Source organism: Sphingomonas sp. PAMC26645, assembly GCF_004795835.1.
In the GTDB taxonomy this organism is placed as follows: domain Bacteria; phylum Pseudomonadota; class Alphaproteobacteria; order Sphingomonadales; family Sphingomonadaceae; genus Sphingomonas.
Genome location: NZ_CP039249.1, coordinates 3862611 through 3880982, shown reverse-complemented (window position 1 = coordinate 3880982; position 18372 = coordinate 3862611). Strand labels below are relative to the sequence as shown.

The following is an 18372-nucleotide window of genomic DNA, read 5'->3' as shown; positions in this document are numbered from 1 at the left end:
GGAGGGGAGATCAGGCCTTCGGCTTCAATTCCAGCGCCCGCGCATACAGCGCCTTGCGGTCAAGGCCGAGTTTCTTCGCCACCTCGCTCGCAGCCTGACCGGTGGACAGGCGTGTGAGTGCTTCCACCAGCGCCGCGTCACCGTCCTCCGCACTCGCCGGCGGCGCCTCGCCCGGCGGTGCGACGACGATCACGATCTCCCCCCGCGGCGGCGCATCCGCATAACGCGCCGCTAGGGTCGAGAGCGTGCCGGTCACCGCCTCCTCGAACTTCTTGCTGATCTCGCGCGTCACCGCCGCCTCGCGGTCGCCGAGCCCCTCCAGCAGGGCCGCGAGACACGTGCCAAGACGCGGCCCCGACTCATACATGACGAGAGTCGCGCGGATCGTGGCTATTTCCGCGATCGCTTCGGCCCGCGCGTGCATCTTCGACGGCAGGAACCCGACGAACAGGAAGCGGTCGGTCGGCAGCCCCGCCAGCGTCAGCGCCGCCACCGCCGCGCACGGCCCCGGGATCGTCACCACCAGATGCCCCGCAGCCCGCGCGTCGCGCACCAGCTTGAACCCGGGATCCGAAATAAGCGGCGTCCCCGCATCCGACACCAAAGCTACCGCCTGCGTCGCCATCCGCGCGATCAGCGCCGGGCGCACGCCCTCCGCGCTGTGATCGTGATACGGCACCATCGGTGTCTTCGTGCCGATGTGGCGGAGCAGACCGGCGGTGACGCGGCTGTCCTCGACCGCGATCACGTCGGCGCGGCGGAGGATGTCGGCGGCGCGTGGCGACAGATCGCCAAGATTGCCGATCGGGGTCGCGACGATGTAGAGGCCGGGATCGAGAAGAGTTTCAGGGTTCATGGGGACGGTCATGGCAGACGCGACGACGATAGGGCAATCCGCACGTACTGCAGGGCGATGGGCGACCCTTGTCGCGGCGTGCCTGCTCGGCGCGTGCCAGACGATCGTCCCGCGTGGTCCCGTCGAGCCGTCGCAGCAGCGCCCGACCACGCGCCCCGTCGATCGCCCGGAAATCGGCGTCGAGACCGGCATCCCGCGCGATGCCGAGCGTAACCGCGTCGCGTTGCTCGTGCCGCTGTCGGGTAGCAACGCGGGCGTCGGCACGTCGATCGCCAACGCGACGATGCTGGCGCTGCTCGACACGCAGAACCAGCGCGTCCGCATCACCAACTACGACACCGCGACCGGTGCCGCCGCCGCCGCGCAGCGTGCGATCGCCGAGGGCGCGCAGTTGATCCTCGGCCCGTTGCTCGCCGACGACGTCCGCGCGGTCGCGCCGATCGCGCGCGCCGCGAACATCCCGGTGCTGAGCTTCTCCAACGATCTCGGCGTGGCGGGCAATGGCGCGTACCTGATGGGCTATGTCCCGACCCAGTCGATCGCACGCGTCGTCGATTTCGCCAAGGAGCGCGGCGTCAGCAACTTCGCCGGCTTGGTCCCCAACGGGCTCTACGGCGAGCGTGCATCGACAGCATTACTCCGCGCGGTCGAAGGCGCGGGCGGCCAGGTCGTCTCGCTCCAGACCTACGCGCGTGGTCCCGGCAGCATTTCCGGCGCCGTCACGCGGCTTGCGGCGAAAGCCCCCTATGATGCTGTCCTGATCGCCGATGGTGGCGCCACCGCAGCCTCCGCAGCCGCGATGGTCAAGCGCGGCAGCGGCGCATCGACACGTATCCTCGGCACCGAACTCTGGAATTCGGACACAGCGATCGCCGCCAAGGCAGCGCTCAACGGCGCCTGGTACGCCAGCGTTTCGGACACGCTGTACCGCCAATATGCCGCCAAATACCGCGCGCGGTTCGGGGCAGGGCCATACCGTCTGTCGAGCCTCGGTTATGATTCGGTGCTGCTGACGGTCCGCATCGCGCGCGACTGGAAGCCCGGTACGCCGTTCCCGGTCAACCGCCTGCGCGACGGCGATGGCTTCGCCGGCATCGATGGGGCGTTCCGCTTCGGCAAGGACAGCGTCGCCGAGCGCGCGCTCGAGGTGAAAGAAATCCGTAGTGGCACGACCACGGTAGTCTCGCCCGCACCGGTCGGGTTCGGGAAGTAAGCTTGTTCACCCGCGAAGGCGGGTGCCCAGTCTGGGCACCCGCCTTCGCGGGTGAACAAATTAGGCGGTGACGATCTCCGGCAGGATCGCGTCGAGTAGGAGGGCGCCGGCTTCGGTAACCCGCAGGCGCCCCGGCGAGTGAACGATCAATCCGAGCGCCTCGAGCCGAGCCACCGCAGCTAGGTCGACCGGTATCACGCCCGCGTTCAGCTCGGTGATCCGGTCCAGATCCACGCCTTCCGCCAACCGCAACCCCATCAGCAAAGCCTCGGTCGCGCGGGTCGAGGGCGTCAGCGGGTCCTCCACCTCCATTCCGTGGCCGTTACGCTCGATCGCCGCCAGCCAGTTCTCCGGCTTTTTCCGCCGCACCGTCGCCAGTCCGCCGCGACGCCCATGCGCCCCCGGCCCGATCCCCGCGTAATCCTGATACCGCCAGTAAGCGAGGTTGTGGCGGCTCTCCGACCCCGGCCGCGCATGGTTCGACGTCTCGTATGCGGGAAGACCCGCCGCTGCGGTATCGGCACGCGTCGCCTCGAACAGGTCGGCCGCCGAATCGCCATCCGGGATCACGATCCGCCCCGCCAGAGCCTCGGTCGCGAACCGTGTACCGGCTTCGATCGTCAGCTGATACAGCGAGAGATGTTCCGTCCCCAGGCTCAGCGCGCGCGCCAGTTCCGCGCGCCAGTCATCGAGCCGCTGCCCTGGCAATGCATAGATCAAATCGAAACTGACGCGTGGAAACACGCTCTGTGCGGTCGCAAGTGCGGCTTGCCCCTCGTTCACGTCATGTGCGCGCCCAAGAAACTTCAGCGCCTGGTCGTCGAGCGACTGCAGCCCCAGCGACACCCGGTTCACCCCAGCAAGTGCCAGATCGGCAAACCGCGCCGCCTCCACCGAAGACGGATTCGCCTCCAGCGTGATCTCGATTCCCTCGGCGAACCCCCAGGCCTTCTCCGCCGCATCCAGCACCGCCGCGACGGTCGACGGCGGCATCAGCGACGGCGTGCCCCCTCCAAAGAAGATCGACTGCAACTTCCGCCCCGGCGATACCCGAGCCTCATGCGCGAGGTCGGTGAGCAGCGCATCCCGCCACGCCGCTTGGTCCACCTCCTCGCGAACATGGCTGTTGAAATCGCAATACGGGCATTTCGACACGCAGAACGGCCAGTGGACGTACAGCGCGAGGTCGCCCGGGGAATCGGAGCGGGGGCTTGGTGTTTCGAAGACGGGCATTATCTCGCGCATATGGTCGCACGGGGCGGCCGAAGGAAGCGCAATGACGGCACGGATGGGTTTGGCGATCGCCGGGGCGCTTTTGCTGGTGGGCTGTGCGCAGGGCCCCGAGCGTGTCGTCGAGCGCCGCGATACCATAGCGCCGGCACCGCGCGGTGCGAGCCTGCTCAAGACCGCCATGATGGACGGGCACAACGCCGCGCGCGCCGCCGTCGGCGTGGCGCCGCTCACCTGGAGCGATACGCTGGCAACGACCGCGCGCGCCTATGCCGAGGAACTGGCGCGGACCGGCAAATTCGCGCACGCCCCGCAACCCCAGGGCATGTCGCGCGAAGGCGAGAATCTCTGGACCGGCACGCGCTATGCCTATGCCTACAGCGAAATGATGGGGCACTGGGTCGCCGAGAAACGCGATTTCATCAACCAGCCGACCCCCGGGTTCAGCCGCACCGGCAAGTTCGAGGACGTCGCGCACTATACGCAGATCGTCTGGCGCGGCTCGACCCAGGTCGGCTGTGCGATGGCGAGCAACAAGACCGACGACTATCTGGTGTGTCGCTATTCGCCCCCCGGCAACGTCTTCGGCGAGCGCGCTTATTGATCTGGAGCAAGCGGTTAGACCCAAAGTGGTGGCACTTTCTTAAGCGGTCGTCGCTTAATCTGGTTGAATGATACCAGTATCCAAACCTGATGGCTCTCGGCCCACTGGCTGCGTCGGATGCCGAGACGGCGCCGGCCTGTCCTTCGCCTTCTCGATGGCGTTCCAGCCGATCGTCGATGTCGAGACCGAGACCGTCTTCGCCTACGAAGCGCTGGTGCGCGGTCCCGAAGGCCAGTCGGCGGCAAGCGTCCTCTCGCAGGTCGATGCCAAGAATCTTTACGCGTTCGACCAGCAATGCCGGGTGCGCGCGATCGAGGCGTCGGTGAAAGCCGGGCTGCTCGATACGCCCGCGCGGCTGTCGATCAATTTTCTCCCGAACGCTGTCTATTCGCCGGCCGCGTGCATCCAGTTGACGCTGAAGACCGCGGCGGCGGTGGGCATGCCGACCGACCGGCTGATCTTCGAGTTCACCGAGAACGAGGAGATGCTCGATCCTGCGCACGTCGCGAACATCATAGCGACGTATCAGAAGATGGGTTTCGGTACCGCGCTCGACGATTTCGGCGCGGGGCATGCGGGGCTCAACCTGCTCGCGCGGTTCCAGCCGGATATCATCAAGCTCGACATGGAGCTGATTCGCGACATCGACACGAGCCTGCCGCGGCGGATGATCGTCGAGGGGATGCTGCGGATGTGCACGGCGCTGGGGATCACGGTGATCGCCGAGGGGGTCGAAACGCTCGGCGAGTTCGAGGCGCTGCGGGGGCTCGGCGTGCGGTATATACAGGGGTATCTGCTGGCGAAACCGGCGTTCGAAGCGCTGCCTACGGTGACGTGGCCGGTGAAGCAGGCGATCGCGGTCTGAACTACACCTGCTCCGTCATCCTGACGAAAGTCAGGATCCAGGGCCATCAAGGGTACCGCCCGTTATCCTGGATCCTGACTTTCGTCAGGATGACGAGAAGCTGGCGGCAGGTTCCCCGCCGCCAGATTTTCAGAACACCGCAGCTTCGAGCAGCTTGAACGCCTCGTTCCGATGGCTGATCGCGTTCTTCGTTTCGTGCGGGAGTTCGGCATAGGTCTGGTCGTAGCCCAGCGGCACGAACACGGGGTCATACCCGAACCCGACATTACCACGCGGCGGCCAAGTCAACGTCCCCTCGGCCCGCCCCTCGAACCATTCGACATGCCCATCGGGCCACGCGAGCGCCAGCACGCTGACGAAATGTGCGCCGCGGCCCACGTCCGGACCCTTGGCGACGATCGCGTCCTCGACCTTCTGCATCGCCATCACCCAGTCGCGACCGTTCGGCGTTTCCGCCCAATCCGCCGTGTACACACCCGGATCGCCGTTCAGCGCATCGACGCACAGCCCGCTATCGTCCGCGAGCGCGGGATAGCCCGACAGGTCGGCGGCCGAGCGCGCCTTCAGCTCGGCGTTCGCGAAGAAGGTCGTGCCCGTCTCAACGGGCTCCGGCAGGTCGAGCTCGGCGGCCGAGACGACTTCGAGCCCCCGTCCTTCCAAAAGCGCCGCGATCTCGCGCACCTTGCCCTTGTTGTGGCTGGCGATGACCAGCTTGCCCGGCTGGAGCTTGCGGATCGCCTGCGGTTCCTTGCCTTCGCCGCTCACTTGGCGACGGCTTTCGCCTGTGCCGCGAAGATGTCGGTGCAGCCGATCCGTGCGAGACGGAGCAGGCGGAGCAGCGCCTCCTCGTCATAGGTCGCGCCTTCAGCGGTCGCCTGCGCCTCGGCGATGTTGCCGTTTTCGAGCAGCACGAAGTTCGCATCCGCGTCCGCGCCCGAATCCTCGATATAGTCGAGGTCGAGCACCGGGTTGCCCTGATAGATGCCGCAACTGATCGCGGCCACCTTCTGCGTCAGCGGGTCGGCGGTCAGCTTGCCGCTCGCCAGCAGTCCGTCGATCGCGAGCCGCAGTGCGACCCAGCCGCCCGAGATCGACGCGGTCCGCGTGCCGCCATCGGCCTGGATCACGTCGCAGTCGATCACGATCTGGCGCTCGCCGAGCAGCTTGAGGTCGACGACCGCGCGGAGCGAACGCCCGATCAGCCGCTGGATTTCCTGCGTGCGACCCGACTGCTTGCCCTTGGCGGCCTCGCGGTTGTTGCGCGTGTTGGTGGCGCGCGGGAGCATGCCGTATTCGGCGGTCACCCAGCCTTCGCCCTTGCCGCGCATGAACGGCGGCACCTTCTCCTCGACGCTGGCGGTGACGAGCACCTTCGTGTCGCCGAAGCCGATCAGGACGGAGCCCTCGGCATGCTTGGTGAAGCGCGGCTCGATCGTGATCGCACGCATCTGGTCTGGGGCGCGGCCGGATGGGCGCATGATGTATTCCTAAAATTCTTCCGTTCGTCCTGAGTAGCTGCTGAGCTTATCGAAGCGGCGTATCGAAGGATCGGCCCGCTTGGGGCACATCCTTCGATACGGGCCTTCGACTGCGCTCAGTCCCTACTCAGGACGAACGGGTGGTGGGCAATATGGTGTGCCTAGCCTTTCGCATTCCCGCTCGCCAGCCTAGATCAAAGCGATGGCCACGCCCCCCGTCACCGAACTGACCGATCGCGCACGCGACATTTTTCGTGCGGTGGTCGACAGCTACCTCGCCAGCGGTACGCCGGTCGGGTCGAAGACGATCGCGCAACTAACCGGCCTCAGCCTTTCCCCCGCCTCGATTCGCGGCGTTATGGGCGAACTCGAAGGGCTGGGCCTGCTCGCCAGCCCGCATACCAGCGCCGGCCGCATGCCTACCGACCGGGGCTTGCGGCTGTTCGTCGATGGCATGATGCAGGCGATGGAGCCGTCGTTCGAGGAACGCCAGACGATCGAGGCGCGTGCTGGCGTCGGTGGCCCGGTCGAGGAGGCGCTCGCCGCGACCACGCTCGCGCTGTCGGGGCTGTCGGCCTGCGCAGGGCTGGTGATGGTCCCCAAGCGCGAGCTGAAGCTGCGCCAGATCGCGTTCGTCGCGCTGTCGCCCGAACAAGCGCTGGCGGTACTGGTCAGCGAGGACGGCTCGGTCGAGAATCGCGTGATCGCGCTGCCGAAGGGGATGTCGCCGTCCGCGCTGGTCGAGGCGGGCAATTACATGTCGGCGACGCTCGGCGGCCTGACGCTCGCCGATGCGCGGACCCGGATCGAACGCGAATTGGCGGATGGTCAGGCAGCGCTCGATGGGGCGGCGCGGACGCTGGTCGAGCGCGGCATCGCGGTGTGGAGCGAGGATGCGGATCGCCGCCCGGTGCTGATCGTGCGCGGGCAGGGGCGGCTGATCGATGCCGCCGCCGCCGCCGATCTCGACCGGGTCCGCGACCTGCTCGACGATCTCGAGGGAAAGCAGGAAGTCGCATCGCTTTTGGACAGCGCGCGAGCCGGCGATTCGACGCGGATTTTCATCGGCGCGGAGACCAAATTGTTTGCGTTGTCAGGGTCTTCGGTGATCGCCAGGCCCTTCCGCGGATTGGACGGCCGGGTGGTCGGCGTGGTCGGTGTCATCGGCCCGACGCGGTTGAACTATGCGCGCGTCGTGCCCATGGTGGATTTCACGGCTGCAACGCTCGCCCGGTTGATGGGTTGAGCCGGCCCAATTTATAGGGAAAACCATGTCCGACATCGACCAGAACACGCCTGCAGACCTGCGCGAAGAGACCGCCGAAGCCGCGCCTGAAGTGGCTTCGAACGACCGCGTCGCCGAGCTCGAGAACCAGCTCGCCGAGGCCAAGCAGAACGTCCTCTACGCGCAGGCCGAGATCCAGAACGTCCGCCGCCGCGCCGAAAAGGAAGCGCAGGACGCCCGCGCCTATGCCGCGACGGCGTTCGCGCGCGACGTGTTGTCGGTTGCGGACAACCTCTCGCGCGGCCTGTCGGCAATCCCGGCCGACCTCCGCGCGGACGAGAAGATGAAGGGGCTCGTCACCGGGCTCGAAGCGACCGGTCGCGAACTGGAAAGCGTGTTCCAGCGCCACGGCATCACCAAGATCGCGGCGGAGGGCCAGATGCTCGACCCGAACAAGCACCAGGCGATGATGGAAATTCCGAGCGACCAGCCTGCCGGGACGATCGTCCAGGAGATGCAGGCGGGCTACATGATCAAGGACCGCCTGCTGCGTCCCGCCATGGTCGGCGTTGCCAAGGCCGGCTGAATCCGCCCCGGAACGGGGAGGGGACCGCCACGCGCTTGCGTGGTGGTGGAGGGGGCTCACCTCCCGCGTACCATCTGCGGCCGGGGGCTTGCGTCGAGCGTTACGACCGCGGCACGCCCCCTCCACCAGCTGCGCTGGTCCCCCTCCCCTTGCAGGGGAGGATTTGAAAGTCAGTTCATGAACCAGAACCTCACGACCGATCGCCAGACCTTCGTCACGCATCTCGAATGCTCGATCACCGGTGAGCGGTATGAGGCGGATCAGCTTCACGGGCTTTCGCGCGCCGGACGACCGTTGCTCGTCCGCTACGACCTCGACGCTGTGCGGTCCGCGCTTTCGCGCGACACGATCGAGGCGCGGCCGACCGACCTATGGCGTTGGCGTGAGCTGCTCCCCGTCCGTCACACGTCCAACATCGTCAGCCTCGGCGAAATCGAGACGCCGCTGTTGCCGCTCACCAAGTCCGGCGGTCCCAACGTGCTCGTGAAGGACGAAGGCCGCCTCCCTACCGGCTCGTTCAAGGCACGCGGTCTCGTCATGGCCGTCGCAATGGCGAAGGAACTCGGCGTCAAGAAAATCGCGATGCCGACCAACGGCAATGCGGGTGCGGCGCTGGCCGCCTATGCTACCCGTTGCGGGATCGAGACGATCGTGTTCTGCCCGGACGACACCCCCGAGATCAACGTTCGCGAGATCGCGATGCAGGGCGCGCGCGTCTGGCGGGTCAACGGCCTGATCGACGATTGCGGCGCGATCGTCGGCAAGGGGGCCGCGGAGGGCCGCTGGTTCGATTTCTCGACGCTGAAGGAGCCGTATCGGATCGAGGGCAAGAAGACGATGGGGCTCGAACTCGCCGCGCAGTTCGGCTGGAAACTGCCGGATGCGATCTTCTACCCGACCGGCGGCGGCACCGGGCTGATCGGGATGTGGAAGGCGTTCGACGAACTCGAGAAGCTCGGCTGGATCGGCTCGGAGCGGCCCAAGATGTTCGCTGTGCAGGCGAGCGGCTGCGCGCCGATCGTCCGCGCGTTCGAGGCGGGCGAGGAGCATGCCGAGCGTTGGGAAGACGCCAGCACCGTCGCCGCGGGCATTCGCGTGCCGAAAGCGGTCGGCGACTTCCTGATCCTGCGTGCGGTACGCGAGAGCGGCGGGCAGGCGCTCGCGGTCGGCGATCCGGCGATCCTGAAGGCGGTCGACGCGGCAGCGAAGCAGGACGGGTTGCTGCTATGCCCCGAGGGTGGCGCGACGCTGGCGGCGTATCATCAAGCGCTGAACACCGGGTTGGTCGACGAGGACGACAAGGTCGTTCTTTTCAACTGCGCGACCGGACTGAAATATCCGATGCCCGAGGCGCCGCAAGCGCTTGATAGAACACGACCTATCGACTTCGACGCGCTGTAAACCGCGGATTTCTGCCGATCGGGTGGGTCTAGATCTACCAGATCGGTGGTTGAAATTGATCCATGTTGTCTGCAACGGGGCGCCCTTCTTTACAAAAAGGGTTCCCAATGCAGAAAATCGTTCAGGTCGTTTGCGTCGTGCTCATCGCGGCTGCGGTGATGTTCGGCGGTCGCTGGTACATGTACGTCGCGCGTGGCTCCAGCCCGTATGACGAGGTCGGCATCGCGCTGAACGGCTATGCACCGGGGCCGATGCGCGCCTGGGGCTGCCACAAGATGCAGGCGCGGTTCCCGGGCCAGTTGCCGCCTTACGGGTGTACCGGGCCGGATGGTCGTAGCTGGCTGTAAAGCCAGACCCGTCATCTGATACTCCGTCATCCTGACGAAAGTCAGGATCCAGAGCCCCGATCGTCTCGCTGAGTCACTCTGGATCCTGACTTTCGTCAGGATGACGAGGTGTGTTGGCGGGACGAGCAGGCGTAAACGGCAGTACCGTCTCATACTGCGCGAGCGGCGGCGCCCCTGCGACCTTCGCGCCCGCACGCAGCAGGAAGGCGTGCCGCACGATCTCCCCCTGTTGCTCTATGCCGTAGCGGTGCAGCGCCACTCCAGGCCGGAACGTATAGTCGTACCGACACCAGGGATGCCGCGCCAAGGGCAGGAACACGCCGCGCTGGTGCTGCCAGATGTGCGTCATCTCGTGGATAAAGAGCCCCTGCAACGTCAGGTTCGCGTGCGCGAAGTCGTCGGACCACAGATCGCCCTTGGGGTGGAAGTGGATGCACCCGCGAGGCGCCATCACCGTATCGCGCGGCTGGAAGAACGCCCATTTGCTGCGGGCCATGCTCACCGACGAGTAATCGATCGCGCGCCCGAACACCGATGCCGCGAGCGCCGTCTCTCCCTCGGTAAGCTCGCGCCTTGAGCCTGCTCGGGTCACTTCCCGACCGGAGTCCCCGCCGCGACCACGGTCGCGTTGTTTATGATCCGCGTCCCATCGGCGAACGCGAACGTGAGCGTCACGCGATCGGCGGGCTTGATCCCCGAGTTCATGTCGAACAGCATCACGTGCCGCCCCCCCGGCGCGAACGCCACATCCGTATTCGCCGGGATCTCGACCTTCGCGAGCGGCGTCATCGTCGACATGCCGCCCTTGTCCATCGTCTCGTGCATCTCAGACCTGATCGCGACGTCGGTGGTGGCCGAGATCAGCGTCGCCGGCGTCGGCCCCCCATGCACCGTGAAATACGCCGCCGCAGGCCGCCCGGTGACGGCGCCGAGCCGTACCCAGGCCCCGTCCACGGACAGTTCCTTGGGCGGCGAGCACGACGCCAGTGCCATCGCGGCAACACCCAGTCCGAAAACGATACGCATAGGTTACTTTTCTCCGGGCCCGACCACTTGCGCATCCTATGACCGGTACAATCTTGCGGCAAGCGCGAGGCCACCTATATCGCGCCCATCATCAGAAAGGTTCCACTGCCGTAACGGGGTGGAACCGGTTTCGTATTTTCGTTTCAAGTGAGGGGCTAATCAGAACTCATGGCTAAAGTAATCGGTATCGATCTCGGCACGACCAACAGCTGCGTTTCCGTCATGGAAGGCGGCAAGCCCAAGGTCATCGAGAATTCCGAGGGCGCGCGCACCACGCCGTCGATCGTCGCATTCGCCAAGGACGGCGAGCGACTGGTCGGCCAGCCGGCCAAGCGCCAGGCAGTGACGAACGGCGACAACACCATCTTCGCGGTGAAGCGCCTGATCGGCCGTCGCTTCGACGATCCGATCACCAAGAAGGACACCGAGCTGGTCCCGTACAAGATCTCGCGCGGGCCGAACGGCGACGCATGGGTCTCGGCGGGCGGCAAGGATTACTCGCCCTCGCAGATCTCGGCGTTCACGCTGCAGAAGATGAAGGAAACCGCGGAGTCGTATCTCGGCGAGACGGTCACGCAGGCGGTCATCACCGTGCCGGCGTACTTCAACGACGCGCAGCGCCAGGCGACCAAGGATGCTGGCCAGATCGCCGGCCTCGAAGTGCTGCGCATCATCAACGAGCCGACCGCGGCGGCGCTGGCTTATGGCCTCGATAAGCAGGACGGCAAGACGATTGCGGTCTACGATCTCGGCGGCGGCACGTTCGACATCTCGGTGCTGGAAATCGGTGACGGCGTGTTCGAGGTGAAGGCCACCAACGGCGACACCTTCCTCGGCGGTGAGGATTTCGACAACAAGATCGTCCAGTATCTCGCCGACGAGTTCAAGAAGGCCGAGGGCATCGACCTCGCCAAGGACAAGCTGGCGCTGCAGCGCCTGAAGGAAGCCGCCGAGAAGGCGAAGATCGAGCTCAGCTCGGCGCAGTCGACCGAGGTCAACCTGCCCTTCATCACCGCGGACCAGAACGGCCCGAAGCATCTGGTGAAGTCGATCACCCGCGCCGACCTGGAGCGGATGGTCGAGGATCTGGTCAAGCGTACGCTCGAGCCTTGCCGCAAGGCGCTCGCAGATGGCGGCCTGAAGCCCGAGGACATCTCGGAAGTCGTGCTGGTCGGCGGCATGACGCGCATGCCGCGCGTGCGTGAAGTCGTGAAGCAGTTCTTCGGCAAGGAGCCGCACACCGGCGTCAACCCGGACGAGGTCGTCGCGATGGGCGCCGCGATCCAGGCCGGCGTGCTGCAGGGCGACGTCAAGGACGTGCTGCTGCTCGACGTGACGCCGCTGTCGCTCGGCATCGAGACGCTGGGTGGCGTGTTCACCCGGATGATCGATCGCAACACGACGATCCCGACCAAGAAGTCGCAGACCTATTCGACCGCCGACGACAACCAGGGCGCGGTGACGATCCGCGTGTTCCAGGGCGAGCGCGAGATGGCGGCCGATAACAAGATGCTCGGCAATTTCGATCTCGTCGGCATCCCGCCCGCACCGCGCGGCGTGCCGCAGATCGAGGTCACGTTCGACATCGATGCCAACGGCCTCGTTAGCGTCTCGGCCAAGGATAAGGGCACCGGCAAGGAGCAGCAGATCCGCATCCAGGCGTCGGGTGGTCTTTCGGACAACGACATCGACCAGATGGTCCGCGACGCCGAGACCTTCGCCGAGGAGGACAAGAAGCGTCGTGCGGGCGCCGAGGCGAAGAACAACGCCGAGTCGCTGGTCCACACCACCGAGCGTCAGCTCGCGGATAACGGCGACAAGGTCGACGAGTCGCTGAAGACCGAGATCCAGGCCGCGATCGACGCGACGAAGGCTGCGGTCGAGAGCGGCGATGCGGACGCGATGACCGAGAAGAGCACCGCGCTCGCCCAGGTCGCGATGAAGCTTGGCCAGGCGATCTACGAGAAGCAGGCCCAGGCGGACGCTTCGCCTTCGGCTGACGGTGATGCGGCGAAGAAGGACGACGATGTCGTCGACGCCGAGTTCTCGGAAGTCGACGACAACCCGAAGGCGTAAACTACTTCCCCCTCTCCCCTGCGGGGAGAGGGTCGGGGTGAGGGGCAGTACCGAGAGGGACCGTGTGTGGCGGCCCCTCTCCCAACCCTCTCCCCGGAGGGGAGAGGGCTTGAGATCATGAGTACCCAGACAGATTATTACGAACTGCTCGAATGCGAGCGGACCGCGGATGCGGGGACGATCAAGTCGTCCTACCGCAAGCTCGCGATGAAGTATCACCCGGACAAGAATGCCGGCTGCAAGGATTCCGAGGCGCAGTTCAAGGCGGTCAGCGAGGCGTACGAGTGCCTCAAGGACCCGCAGAAGCGTGCGGCCTATGATCGCTTCGGCCATGCCGCGTTCCAGAACGGCGGCGGCGGTAGTCACGGAGGCGGCGCGCAGGATTTCGGCGGCTTCAGCGACATCTTCGAAAGCGTCTTCGGCGAGTTCATGGGCGGCGCACAGCGCGGCGGCGGCCGGTCTGCAGCCCGGCGCGGTGCGGACCTGCGCTACGATATGGAAGTCAGCCTGGAGGAAGCGTTCCACGGCAAGACGACCGAGATCACGATCGACGTCTCCGCGCTCTGCGACACCTGCGATGGCTCGGGTGCGAAGGCTGGCACGCGCGCGAAAACCTGCCAGCATTGCGGCGGGCACGGTAAAGTCCGTGCGCAGCAGGGCTTCTTCGTGGTCGAGCGCGCCTGCCCGGTGTGTAACGGCGCGGGCGAAGTCATCGCCGACCCATGCCCGGATTGTCGCGGCGAAGGTCGCGTCGAGAAGACCAAGACGCTGTCGATCAACGTCCCCCCCGGCGTCGACGAAGGCACGCGCATCCGCATGTCGGGCGAAGGCGAGGCGGGCGCCCGCGGCGCGCCGTCCGGCGACCTCTACATCTTCCTCCACGTGACCAAGCACAATCTGTTCGAGCGCGAAGGCACCACGCTCTTCGCGCGCGCACCGATCAGCTTCACGGTCGCGTCGCTCGGCGGTTCGCTCTCGATCCCCGGCCTCGATGGTCGCACGCACGAGGTAAAGATCCCTGCCGGCATCCAGTCGGGCAAGCAGCTACGCCAGCGCGGCGCCGGCATGCCCGTCCTGCAAGGCCGCGGCCACGGCGACCTCGTCGTCCAGATCGACGTCGAAACCCCCACGCGTCTCAGCAACCGCCAGAAGGAACTGCTCGAGATGTTCCGCGAGACGGAGACCGGTGACGAATGTCCGGCGAGCCAGGGCTTCTTCGCCAAGCTGAAGGGCGTGTTCGCGGGGGAATAAACCCGGCTACATACTGAACCAAAGGGGGGCGAAATGCTGGCATGTCTTTTCACCGCGATAGCGTGTTGGCTGGTCATGGCGACCGCCCCCCGGACGCCGATCGGCAAGGCGATGCGCCGAGCGCTGATCGACAAGCCTGCCGCGCGGTTGGCACGGTTCACGCGAGGCGATGCCGCGGTCATGTTCCTGCTGATGCTGACGGCGGCGATGGTCACGCTCGTCGGAGAAGGCGACGGCATTCGACTACTCACCCTGGCCGCCCCCGATGTCGCGATCTGGATCACAATGTTCGAGGTTTCGGCCTATGTCGACATTCTCATGGCGCTGGCCGCTGCGGCATCCAGCCTGCGCGTTCGGACCTTCATGACGGGCTGGATCAGCGTCTTAACTCGCCGCCCGGCTGCAAAAGCGCACAAGCGTGCGATCCGCTCGCGGAAGAAGCGATCGACGAATGCAGACAACGACGACGACAGACATTGGCGTCAACCCGCGCTTGCCGCCTGACACCGGGAGTGAGTTCGAGCTTGCCTGATCCGCATCATCCGCCAGAATGAAATCGAACACCGAGGAATGATATGCGCGGACAGGTTTTAGGCGTCGATCCCCGCACGGGCGAAGGGCTCGTCGCAGGACAGGACGGACAACGTTACCGGTTCGCGCGCGAGGACTGGGCGCACCGCGGCGAACCCGCGATCGGTCTTGAAGTCGATTTCGAGGCTGCCAACGATCGCGCGCTCAGCGTCTTCCCGATGCCGACTGCGCCGGGCCCGAGGCGCGCCGTGCCGCCCGAGACACTCCCGACCAACGATCGCAACAAATACGTCGCGGCGGTGATGGCGTTCGTGATCGGCACGCTGGGCATCCACCGTTTCTACCTCGGCCGGACCGGCTCCGGGATCGTCATGCTGGTGCTCACCATCACGGTGGTCGGTCTGGTCATCAGCGCGCCTTGGGCGCTGATCGACATGATCCGCTACCTGATGATGTCCGACGAGGAATTCGCCGCGCGCTATCCGCGAAAGCGGTGATTATTCGCGGGTCTTGAAACTGCCGGCCTAGCCGCGCCCCCTCGGAAGGGGGCGGGCGGGCCGATGGATCAGAAGGCGGTGATGACCACCCCGACCACCAGCGCTTGAGCCGCGATCGCCAGCATGGTGCTGGTCACGGTTTCGAACATGCGCATGGGTAGGTCTCCGATGCCGGAACAATATCCGGCAAGGGGGATATGGGCTTAGTTGCGCGTTGTCGCAATTTTGTAACACGTAATCGCAATTGCGTTGCGTGCACTTTGGGTCGTTTTGGACGTTACATCCGCCCGATCCGCAACGATCTCCCCTCCCTGAAAGGGAGGGGCAGGGGGTGGGCCGGCTTCCGTACGAGCCAGACGAGTGTGGCCCGAACCGGCCTACCCACCCCCGGCCCCTCCTTTTCAGGGAGGGGAGCAACCTTGCCTCCGGTCCTCAGGCCGCGCCGAATACCCGTGCGAAGATCGTGTCGACGTGCTTCAAATGATAGCCGAGGTCGAACTTGTCCTCGAGTTCCGCATCCGACAGTGTCACTTCCGGATCCGCCTTCAGCAGTTCGAGCAGCGACAGCGCACCGTCCGAATCCCACACCTTCATCGCGTTGCGCTGCACCAGCCGATATGCGTCCTCACGGCTCACGCCCGCCTGTGTCAGTGCCAGCAGCACGCGCTGCGAATGGACGAGGCCGCCCATCTTGTTGAGGTTCTTCAACATCCGCTCGGGGTACACGACCAGCTTGTCCATCACCCCGGTCAGCCGCGCGAGCGCGAAGTCGAGCGTGATCGTCGCATCCGGCCCGATGTAGCGCTCGACCGACGAGTGCGAGATATCGCGCTCATGCCACAGCGCGACGTTCTCCATCGCCGGCGTCACATACCCGCGCACCATCCGCGCAAGGCCGGTCAGGTTTTCGGTCAGCACCGGATTGCGCTTATGCGGCATCGCCGACGAACCCTTCTGGCCGGGCGAGAAGAACTCCTCCGCCTCGAGCACTTCGGTCCGCTGCAGATGGCGCACTTCGGTCGCGAGCCGCTCGATCGAGCTGGCGATCACGCCCAGCGTAGCAAAGAACATCGCGTGGCGATCGCGTGGGATCACCTGCGTCGAGACCGGCTCGACCGACAGGCCCAGCTTGCCCGCGACATACTCCTCCACGAACGGATCGATGTTCGCGAACGTCCCCACCGCGCCCGAGATCGCGCAGGTCGCGACGTCCTCGCGCGCCGCCACCAGCCGCGCGCGGTTGCGCGCGAACTCGGCATGCGCCTGGGCGAGCTTCAGCCCGAACGTCACCGGCTCGGCGTGGATACCGTGGCTGCGGCCGATCGTCGGCGTCATCTTGTGCTCGCGTGCACGGCGTTCGAGCACGACCAGCAACGCGTCGAGATCGGCGATCAGGATGTCGCTCGCCTTGGCCAGCTGCACCGCGAGGCACGTGTCGAGCACGTCCGACGAGGTCATGCCCTGGTGCATGAAGCGCGCCTCGGGCCCGACATGCTCGGCGACGTTGGTCAGGAAGGCGATGACGTCGTGCTTGGTCTCGCGCTCGATCTCGTCGATCCGGTCGACCTCGAACGCGCCCTTTTCCCAGATCGCGGCGGCGGCTTCCTTGGGGACTACGCCGAGTTCGGCGAGCGCGTCGGTGGCGTGCGCCTCGATCTCGAACCAGATCTTGAAGCGCGCTTCGGGCGTCCAGATCGCGACCATGTCGGGGCGGGAATAGCGGGGGACCATCGGGTTTCCTCGGGAGCGTGAAGGGTAGGGCGCGTCGCGTGCCATCCGGCCCGCGGTTGCCCGCGAAACGCGGTAGCAGGACGCAGGAGAAGGTTCAAACACCCGTCGCAAGGTATAAATCTGGCGATGTCGCGCGTATAGAGTGGGTAAGCGGTTCGCGATGCCGAGTATATATCCGGCATGGTCGCAACATCGCTCAGTAGACGCGTAGAACACTACCGGAGAGACGCAATGTTGAAATATGCTATGCTGGCCGGCGCGGCGCTGGTTGCTGCACCCGTATTGGCACAGACGACCACGACATCCCCGCAGACTTCGGCGCCGGGTGGTGCTGCTGTCGGGCAGGCCGCCCCATCTGGTACGCCAACGGATTCAGTGCCGATGCAACCCGCCGCGCGCGAGCAGCCCGCGACCGGCAGCCAGGTCGCACAGGTCGTCGACACCGAGTTCCCGACCTACGACAAGAACGGTGATGGCAAACTCAGCGCGACCGAATTCGGCGGCTGGATGGTCGCACTGAAGAGCAAGACCGATCCGTCGACGAAGCCCGATGCGCCCGAGACCAAGAAATGGGTCTCCGCCGCCTTCGCGCAGGCCGATACCGACAAGAGCAAGTCGCTCACCAAGACCGAGGTCACCAGCTTCCTGTCGCAGGGCTGACGGTAACGGCACGTCCGCAAAGTCCCATCGCACGGATCGAGGCCGTCGGGTTCGCGCCCGGCGGCCTTCGTTACGTCAGCCGTCCAGCGAACCCGTCGCCATCAACGCGAGGAACGGATCGCGCACCCGCTGCGACGCGCCGTTGAGCAGGCGCCGCATGCGCGCATCATACGCATCGACAGGATCGTCCGCGCGCCTGTGTGCCATCGTCCAAGCACCGAACTGCCGTTCGTGGATCGGGATATTGTGCTGGAGCGACAGATCGTAATGACGATCGTCCTGCGTAATACGGCCGAACGTCGCGTCGACGAAAGAGGTCGGTCCCTCGATCACCTGAAGAAAATGCGTGCCGTCCGACCACAACAGCCCGGTGATGTCATGCAGCGCATTATTGTGCCGGGACTGCTGCAATATTCCCACGAGATCGGCCTTGTCGCCGGCTATGGTGCTCGAACTCATGTATAGAATTTGGCGCATCGCGTCTCCGGTCGATAGTTGCGCATATCGCTACTATAGATCGGAGAGCTACGACTTGCGGTAGATCAGTCGGCTCTGCGCACCCGATCTTTCGCAATGCGGGTCTCCGCCAGGATCTGCCCCTGTGCCTCGACAGCGGCGTTCAGCAGCCGATCGGAGGTTTCCGCCGCGGCGTCGGGTGTCAATGACACCGCCACCCCGTCCGGACCATCCACCATGACCTGACCATGCTCGGCGGCTACCTCCGAAGCTTCGTCGTGCAACTTGTTATCCACATGCAATTCCTTTGCCGTGACAACGAAGATACGGATGAAAAGG

At 65.6% G+C, this 18372-nt stretch carries 21 protein-coding genes; 12 read left to right on the top strand and 9 right to left on the bottom strand.

Features of this window, described 5'->3' with window-relative positions; genetic code table 11:
• Positions 1 to 10: 10 nt before the first annotated feature.
• On the bottom strand, positions 11 to 856 hold the full coding sequence (gene rsmI, locus E5673_RS17730; protein WP_136191606.1) for a 16S rRNA (cytidine(1402)-2'-O)-methyltransferase: 846 nt from the start codon (positions 854 to 856) through the stop codon (positions 11 to 13).
• A gap of 10 nt (positions 857 to 866) precedes the next feature.
• On the opposite strand from rsmI, the gene E5673_RS17725 reads away from it, so the two are divergent.
• Positions 867 to 2069 (top strand): penicillin-binding protein activator, encoded by a 1203-nt coding sequence (locus E5673_RS17725; protein ID WP_136191016.1) that lies wholly within the window; start codon positions 867 to 869, stop codon positions 2067 to 2069.
• Between the two features lie 60 nt (positions 2070 to 2129).
• On the opposite strand, the gene hemW is transcribed toward E5673_RS17725, so the two are convergent.
• Positions 2130 to 3302, bottom strand: coding sequence for a radical SAM family heme chaperone HemW (gene hemW / locus E5673_RS17720; RefSeq protein ID WP_136191015.1), 1173 nt, complete (start codon positions 3300 to 3302; stop codon positions 2130 to 2132).
• Between the two features lie 43 nt (positions 3303 to 3345).
• Between hemW and E5673_RS17715 the strand changes: the two genes are divergently transcribed.
• On the top strand, positions 3346 to 3903 hold the full coding sequence (locus E5673_RS17715; RefSeq protein ID WP_247599458.1) for a CAP domain-containing protein: 558 nt from the start codon (positions 3346 to 3348) through the stop codon (positions 3901 to 3903).
• Between the two features lie 154 nt (positions 3904 to 4057).
• The gene (locus tag E5673_RS17710) at positions 4058 to 4768 is read left to right on the top strand and encodes an EAL domain-containing protein (RefSeq protein WP_136191014.1); all 711 of its coding nucleotides are present in this window, start codon (positions 4058 to 4060) and stop codon (positions 4766 to 4768) included.
• Between the two features lie 129 nt (positions 4769 to 4897).
• On the opposite strand, the gene rdgB is transcribed toward E5673_RS17710, so the two are convergent.
• The gene (gene rdgB / locus E5673_RS17705; RefSeq protein ID WP_136191013.1) at positions 4898 to 5533 is read right to left on the bottom strand and encodes an RdgB/HAM1 family non-canonical purine NTP pyrophosphatase; all 636 of its coding nucleotides are present in this window, start codon (positions 5531 to 5533) and stop codon (positions 4898 to 4900) included.
• A complete protein-coding gene (gene rph / locus E5673_RS17700) occupies positions 5530 to 6246 on the bottom strand; it encodes a ribonuclease PH (protein WP_056055360.1) in 717 nt (238 codons plus the stop codon). Before rph ends, rdgB begins: the two co-directional genes overlap by 4 nt.
• 202 nt (positions 6247 to 6448) lie before the next feature.
• Here rph and hrcA point away from each other — a divergent pair, with 202 nt between their 5' ends.
• The 4 genes from hrcA to E5673_RS17680 all read left to right on the top strand — a co-directional run bounded on the left by hrcA (position 6449) and on the right by E5673_RS17680 (position 9805).
• A complete protein-coding gene (gene hrcA / locus E5673_RS17695; protein WP_056055363.1) occupies positions 6449 to 7492 on the top strand; it encodes a heat-inducible transcriptional repressor HrcA in 1044 nt (347 codons plus the stop codon).
• Between the two features lie 25 nt (positions 7493 to 7517).
• Complete coding sequence (gene grpE, locus E5673_RS17690) at positions 7518 to 8057, top strand: nucleotide exchange factor GrpE (protein WP_136191012.1); 540 nt, start codon at positions 7518 to 7520, stop codon at positions 8055 to 8057.
• A gap of 177 nt (positions 8058 to 8234) precedes the next feature.
• Positions 8235 to 9458, top strand: a complete 1224-nt coding sequence (locus tag E5673_RS17685; RefSeq protein WP_136191011.1) for a threonine synthase — start codon at positions 8235 to 8237, stop codon at positions 9456 to 9458.
• A gap of 107 nt (positions 9459 to 9565) precedes the next feature.
• Positions 9566 to 9805, top strand: a complete 240-nt coding sequence (locus E5673_RS17680) for a hypothetical protein (RefSeq protein WP_136191010.1) — start codon at positions 9566 to 9568, stop codon at positions 9803 to 9805.
• Positions 9806 to 9878: 73 nt separating this feature from the next.
• On the opposite strand, the gene E5673_RS17675 is transcribed toward E5673_RS17680, so the two are convergent.
• Both E5673_RS17675 and E5673_RS17670 read right to left on the bottom strand, forming a co-directional pair.
• Entirely contained in the window at positions 9879 to 10397 is a 519-nt protein-coding gene (locus E5673_RS17675) for a vgr related protein (RefSeq protein ID WP_136191009.1), read from the bottom strand.
• A complete protein-coding gene (locus E5673_RS17670) occupies positions 10394 to 10831 on the bottom strand; it encodes a copper chaperone PCu(A)C (RefSeq protein ID WP_210731768.1) in 438 nt (145 codons plus the stop codon). Before E5673_RS17670 ends, E5673_RS17675 begins: the two co-directional genes overlap by 4 nt.
• 168 nt (positions 10832 to 10999) lie before the next feature.
• On the opposite strand from E5673_RS17670, the gene dnaK reads away from it, so the two are divergent.
• The 4 genes from dnaK (at position 11000) to E5673_RS17650 (ending at position 15186) form a co-directional block, all read left to right on the top strand.
• The gene (gene dnaK, locus E5673_RS17665) at positions 11000 to 12907 is read left to right on the top strand and encodes a molecular chaperone DnaK (RefSeq protein WP_056055380.1); all 1908 of its coding nucleotides are present in this window, start codon (positions 11000 to 11002) and stop codon (positions 12905 to 12907) included.
• 117 nt (positions 12908 to 13024) lie between these two features.
• A complete protein-coding gene (dnaJ, locus tag E5673_RS17660) occupies positions 13025 to 14158 on the top strand; it encodes a molecular chaperone DnaJ (RefSeq protein ID WP_136191008.1) in 1134 nt (377 codons plus the stop codon).
• A gap of 75 nt (positions 14159 to 14233) precedes the next feature.
• The gene (locus tag E5673_RS17655; RefSeq protein WP_136191007.1) at positions 14234 to 14662 is read left to right on the top strand and encodes a hypothetical protein; all 429 of its coding nucleotides are present in this window, start codon (positions 14234 to 14236) and stop codon (positions 14660 to 14662) included.
• Between the two features lie 71 nt (positions 14663 to 14733).
• A complete protein-coding gene (locus tag E5673_RS17650) occupies positions 14734 to 15186 on the top strand; it encodes a TM2 domain-containing protein (protein WP_136191006.1) in 453 nt (150 codons plus the stop codon).
• A 432-nt stretch (positions 15187 to 15618) separates the two neighbouring features.
• Here E5673_RS17650 and purB read toward each other — a convergent pair whose 3' ends face one another.
• Positions 15619 to 16917, bottom strand: coding sequence for an adenylosuccinate lyase (purB, locus tag E5673_RS17645; protein ID WP_107954426.1), 1299 nt, complete (start codon positions 16915 to 16917; stop codon positions 15619 to 15621).
• 231 nt (positions 16918 to 17148) lie between these two features.
• Here purB and E5673_RS17640 point away from each other — a divergent pair, with 231 nt between their 5' ends.
• Positions 17149 to 17577 (top strand): EF-hand domain-containing protein, encoded by a 429-nt coding sequence (locus E5673_RS17640; RefSeq protein ID WP_136191005.1) that lies wholly within the window; start codon positions 17149 to 17151, stop codon positions 17575 to 17577.
• 75 nt (positions 17578 to 17652) lie between these two features.
• On the opposite strand, the gene E5673_RS17635 is transcribed toward E5673_RS17640, so the two are convergent.
• Together E5673_RS17635 and E5673_RS17630 are read right to left on the bottom strand one after the other, a co-directional pair.
• Complete coding sequence (locus E5673_RS17635) at positions 17653 to 18054, bottom strand: BLUF domain-containing protein (RefSeq protein ID WP_136191004.1); 402 nt, start codon at positions 18052 to 18054, stop codon at positions 17653 to 17655.
• A gap of 65 nt (positions 18055 to 18119) precedes the next feature.
• On the bottom strand, positions 18120 to 18329 hold the full coding sequence (locus E5673_RS17630; RefSeq protein WP_247599457.1) for a hypothetical protein: 210 nt from the start codon (positions 18327 to 18329) through the stop codon (positions 18120 to 18122).
• Positions 18330 to 18372: the final 43 nt, after the last annotated feature.

Excerpts from the sequence above, each read along its gene's own strand:
- rsmI (WP_136191606.1), bottom strand. The coding sequence starts at position 856 with ATGAACCCTGAAACTCTTCTCGATCCCGGCCTCTACATCGTCGCGACC.
- E5673_RS17725 (WP_136191016.1), top strand. The coding sequence starts at position 867 with ATGGCAGACGCGACGACGATAGGGCAATCCGCACGTACTGCAGGGCGA.
- hemW (WP_136191015.1), bottom strand. The coding sequence starts at position 3,302 with ATGCCCGTCTTCGAAACACCAAGCCCCCGCTCCGATTCCCCGGGCGAC.
- E5673_RS17715 (WP_247599458.1), top strand. The coding sequence starts at position 3,346 with ATGACGGCACGGATGGGTTTGGCGATCGCCGGGGCGCTTTTGCTGGTG.
- E5673_RS17710 (WP_136191014.1), top strand. The coding sequence starts at position 4,058 with ATGGCGTTCCAGCCGATCGTCGATGTCGAGACCGAGACCGTCTTCGCC.
- rph (WP_056055360.1), bottom strand. The coding sequence starts at position 6,246 with ATGCGCCCATCCGGCCGCGCCCCAGACCAGATGCGTGCGATCACGATC.
- hrcA (WP_056055363.1), top strand. The coding sequence starts at position 6,449 with ATGGCCACGCCCCCCGTCACCGAACTGACCGATCGCGCACGCGACATT.
- grpE (WP_136191012.1), top strand. The coding sequence starts at position 7,518 with ATGTCCGACATCGACCAGAACACGCCTGCAGACCTGCGCGAAGAGACC.
- E5673_RS17685 (WP_136191011.1), top strand. The coding sequence starts at position 8,235 with ATGAACCAGAACCTCACGACCGATCGCCAGACCTTCGTCACGCATCTC.
- E5673_RS17680 (WP_136191010.1), top strand. The coding sequence starts at position 9,566 with ATGCAGAAAATCGTTCAGGTCGTTTGCGTCGTGCTCATCGCGGCTGCG.
- E5673_RS17670 (WP_210731768.1), bottom strand. The coding sequence starts at position 10,831 with ATGCGTATCGTTTTCGGACTGGGTGTTGCCGCGATGGCACTGGCGTCG.
- dnaK (WP_056055380.1), top strand. The coding sequence starts at position 11,000 with ATGGCTAAAGTAATCGGTATCGATCTCGGCACGACCAACAGCTGCGTT.
- dnaJ (WP_136191008.1), top strand. The coding sequence starts at position 13,025 with ATGAGTACCCAGACAGATTATTACGAACTGCTCGAATGCGAGCGGACC.
- E5673_RS17655 (WP_136191007.1), top strand. The coding sequence starts at position 14,234 with ATGGCGACCGCCCCCCGGACGCCGATCGGCAAGGCGATGCGCCGAGCG.
- E5673_RS17650 (WP_136191006.1), top strand. The coding sequence starts at position 14,734 with ATGCGCGGACAGGTTTTAGGCGTCGATCCCCGCACGGGCGAAGGGCTC.
- purB (WP_107954426.1), bottom strand. The coding sequence starts at position 16,917 with ATGGTCCCCCGCTATTCCCGCCCCGACATGGTCGCGATCTGGACGCCC.
- E5673_RS17640 (WP_136191005.1), top strand. The coding sequence starts at position 17,149 with ATGTTGAAATATGCTATGCTGGCCGGCGCGGCGCTGGTTGCTGCACCC.
- E5673_RS17635 (WP_136191004.1), bottom strand. The coding sequence starts at position 18,054 with ATGCGCCAAATTCTATACATGAGTTCGAGCACCATAGCCGGCGACAAG.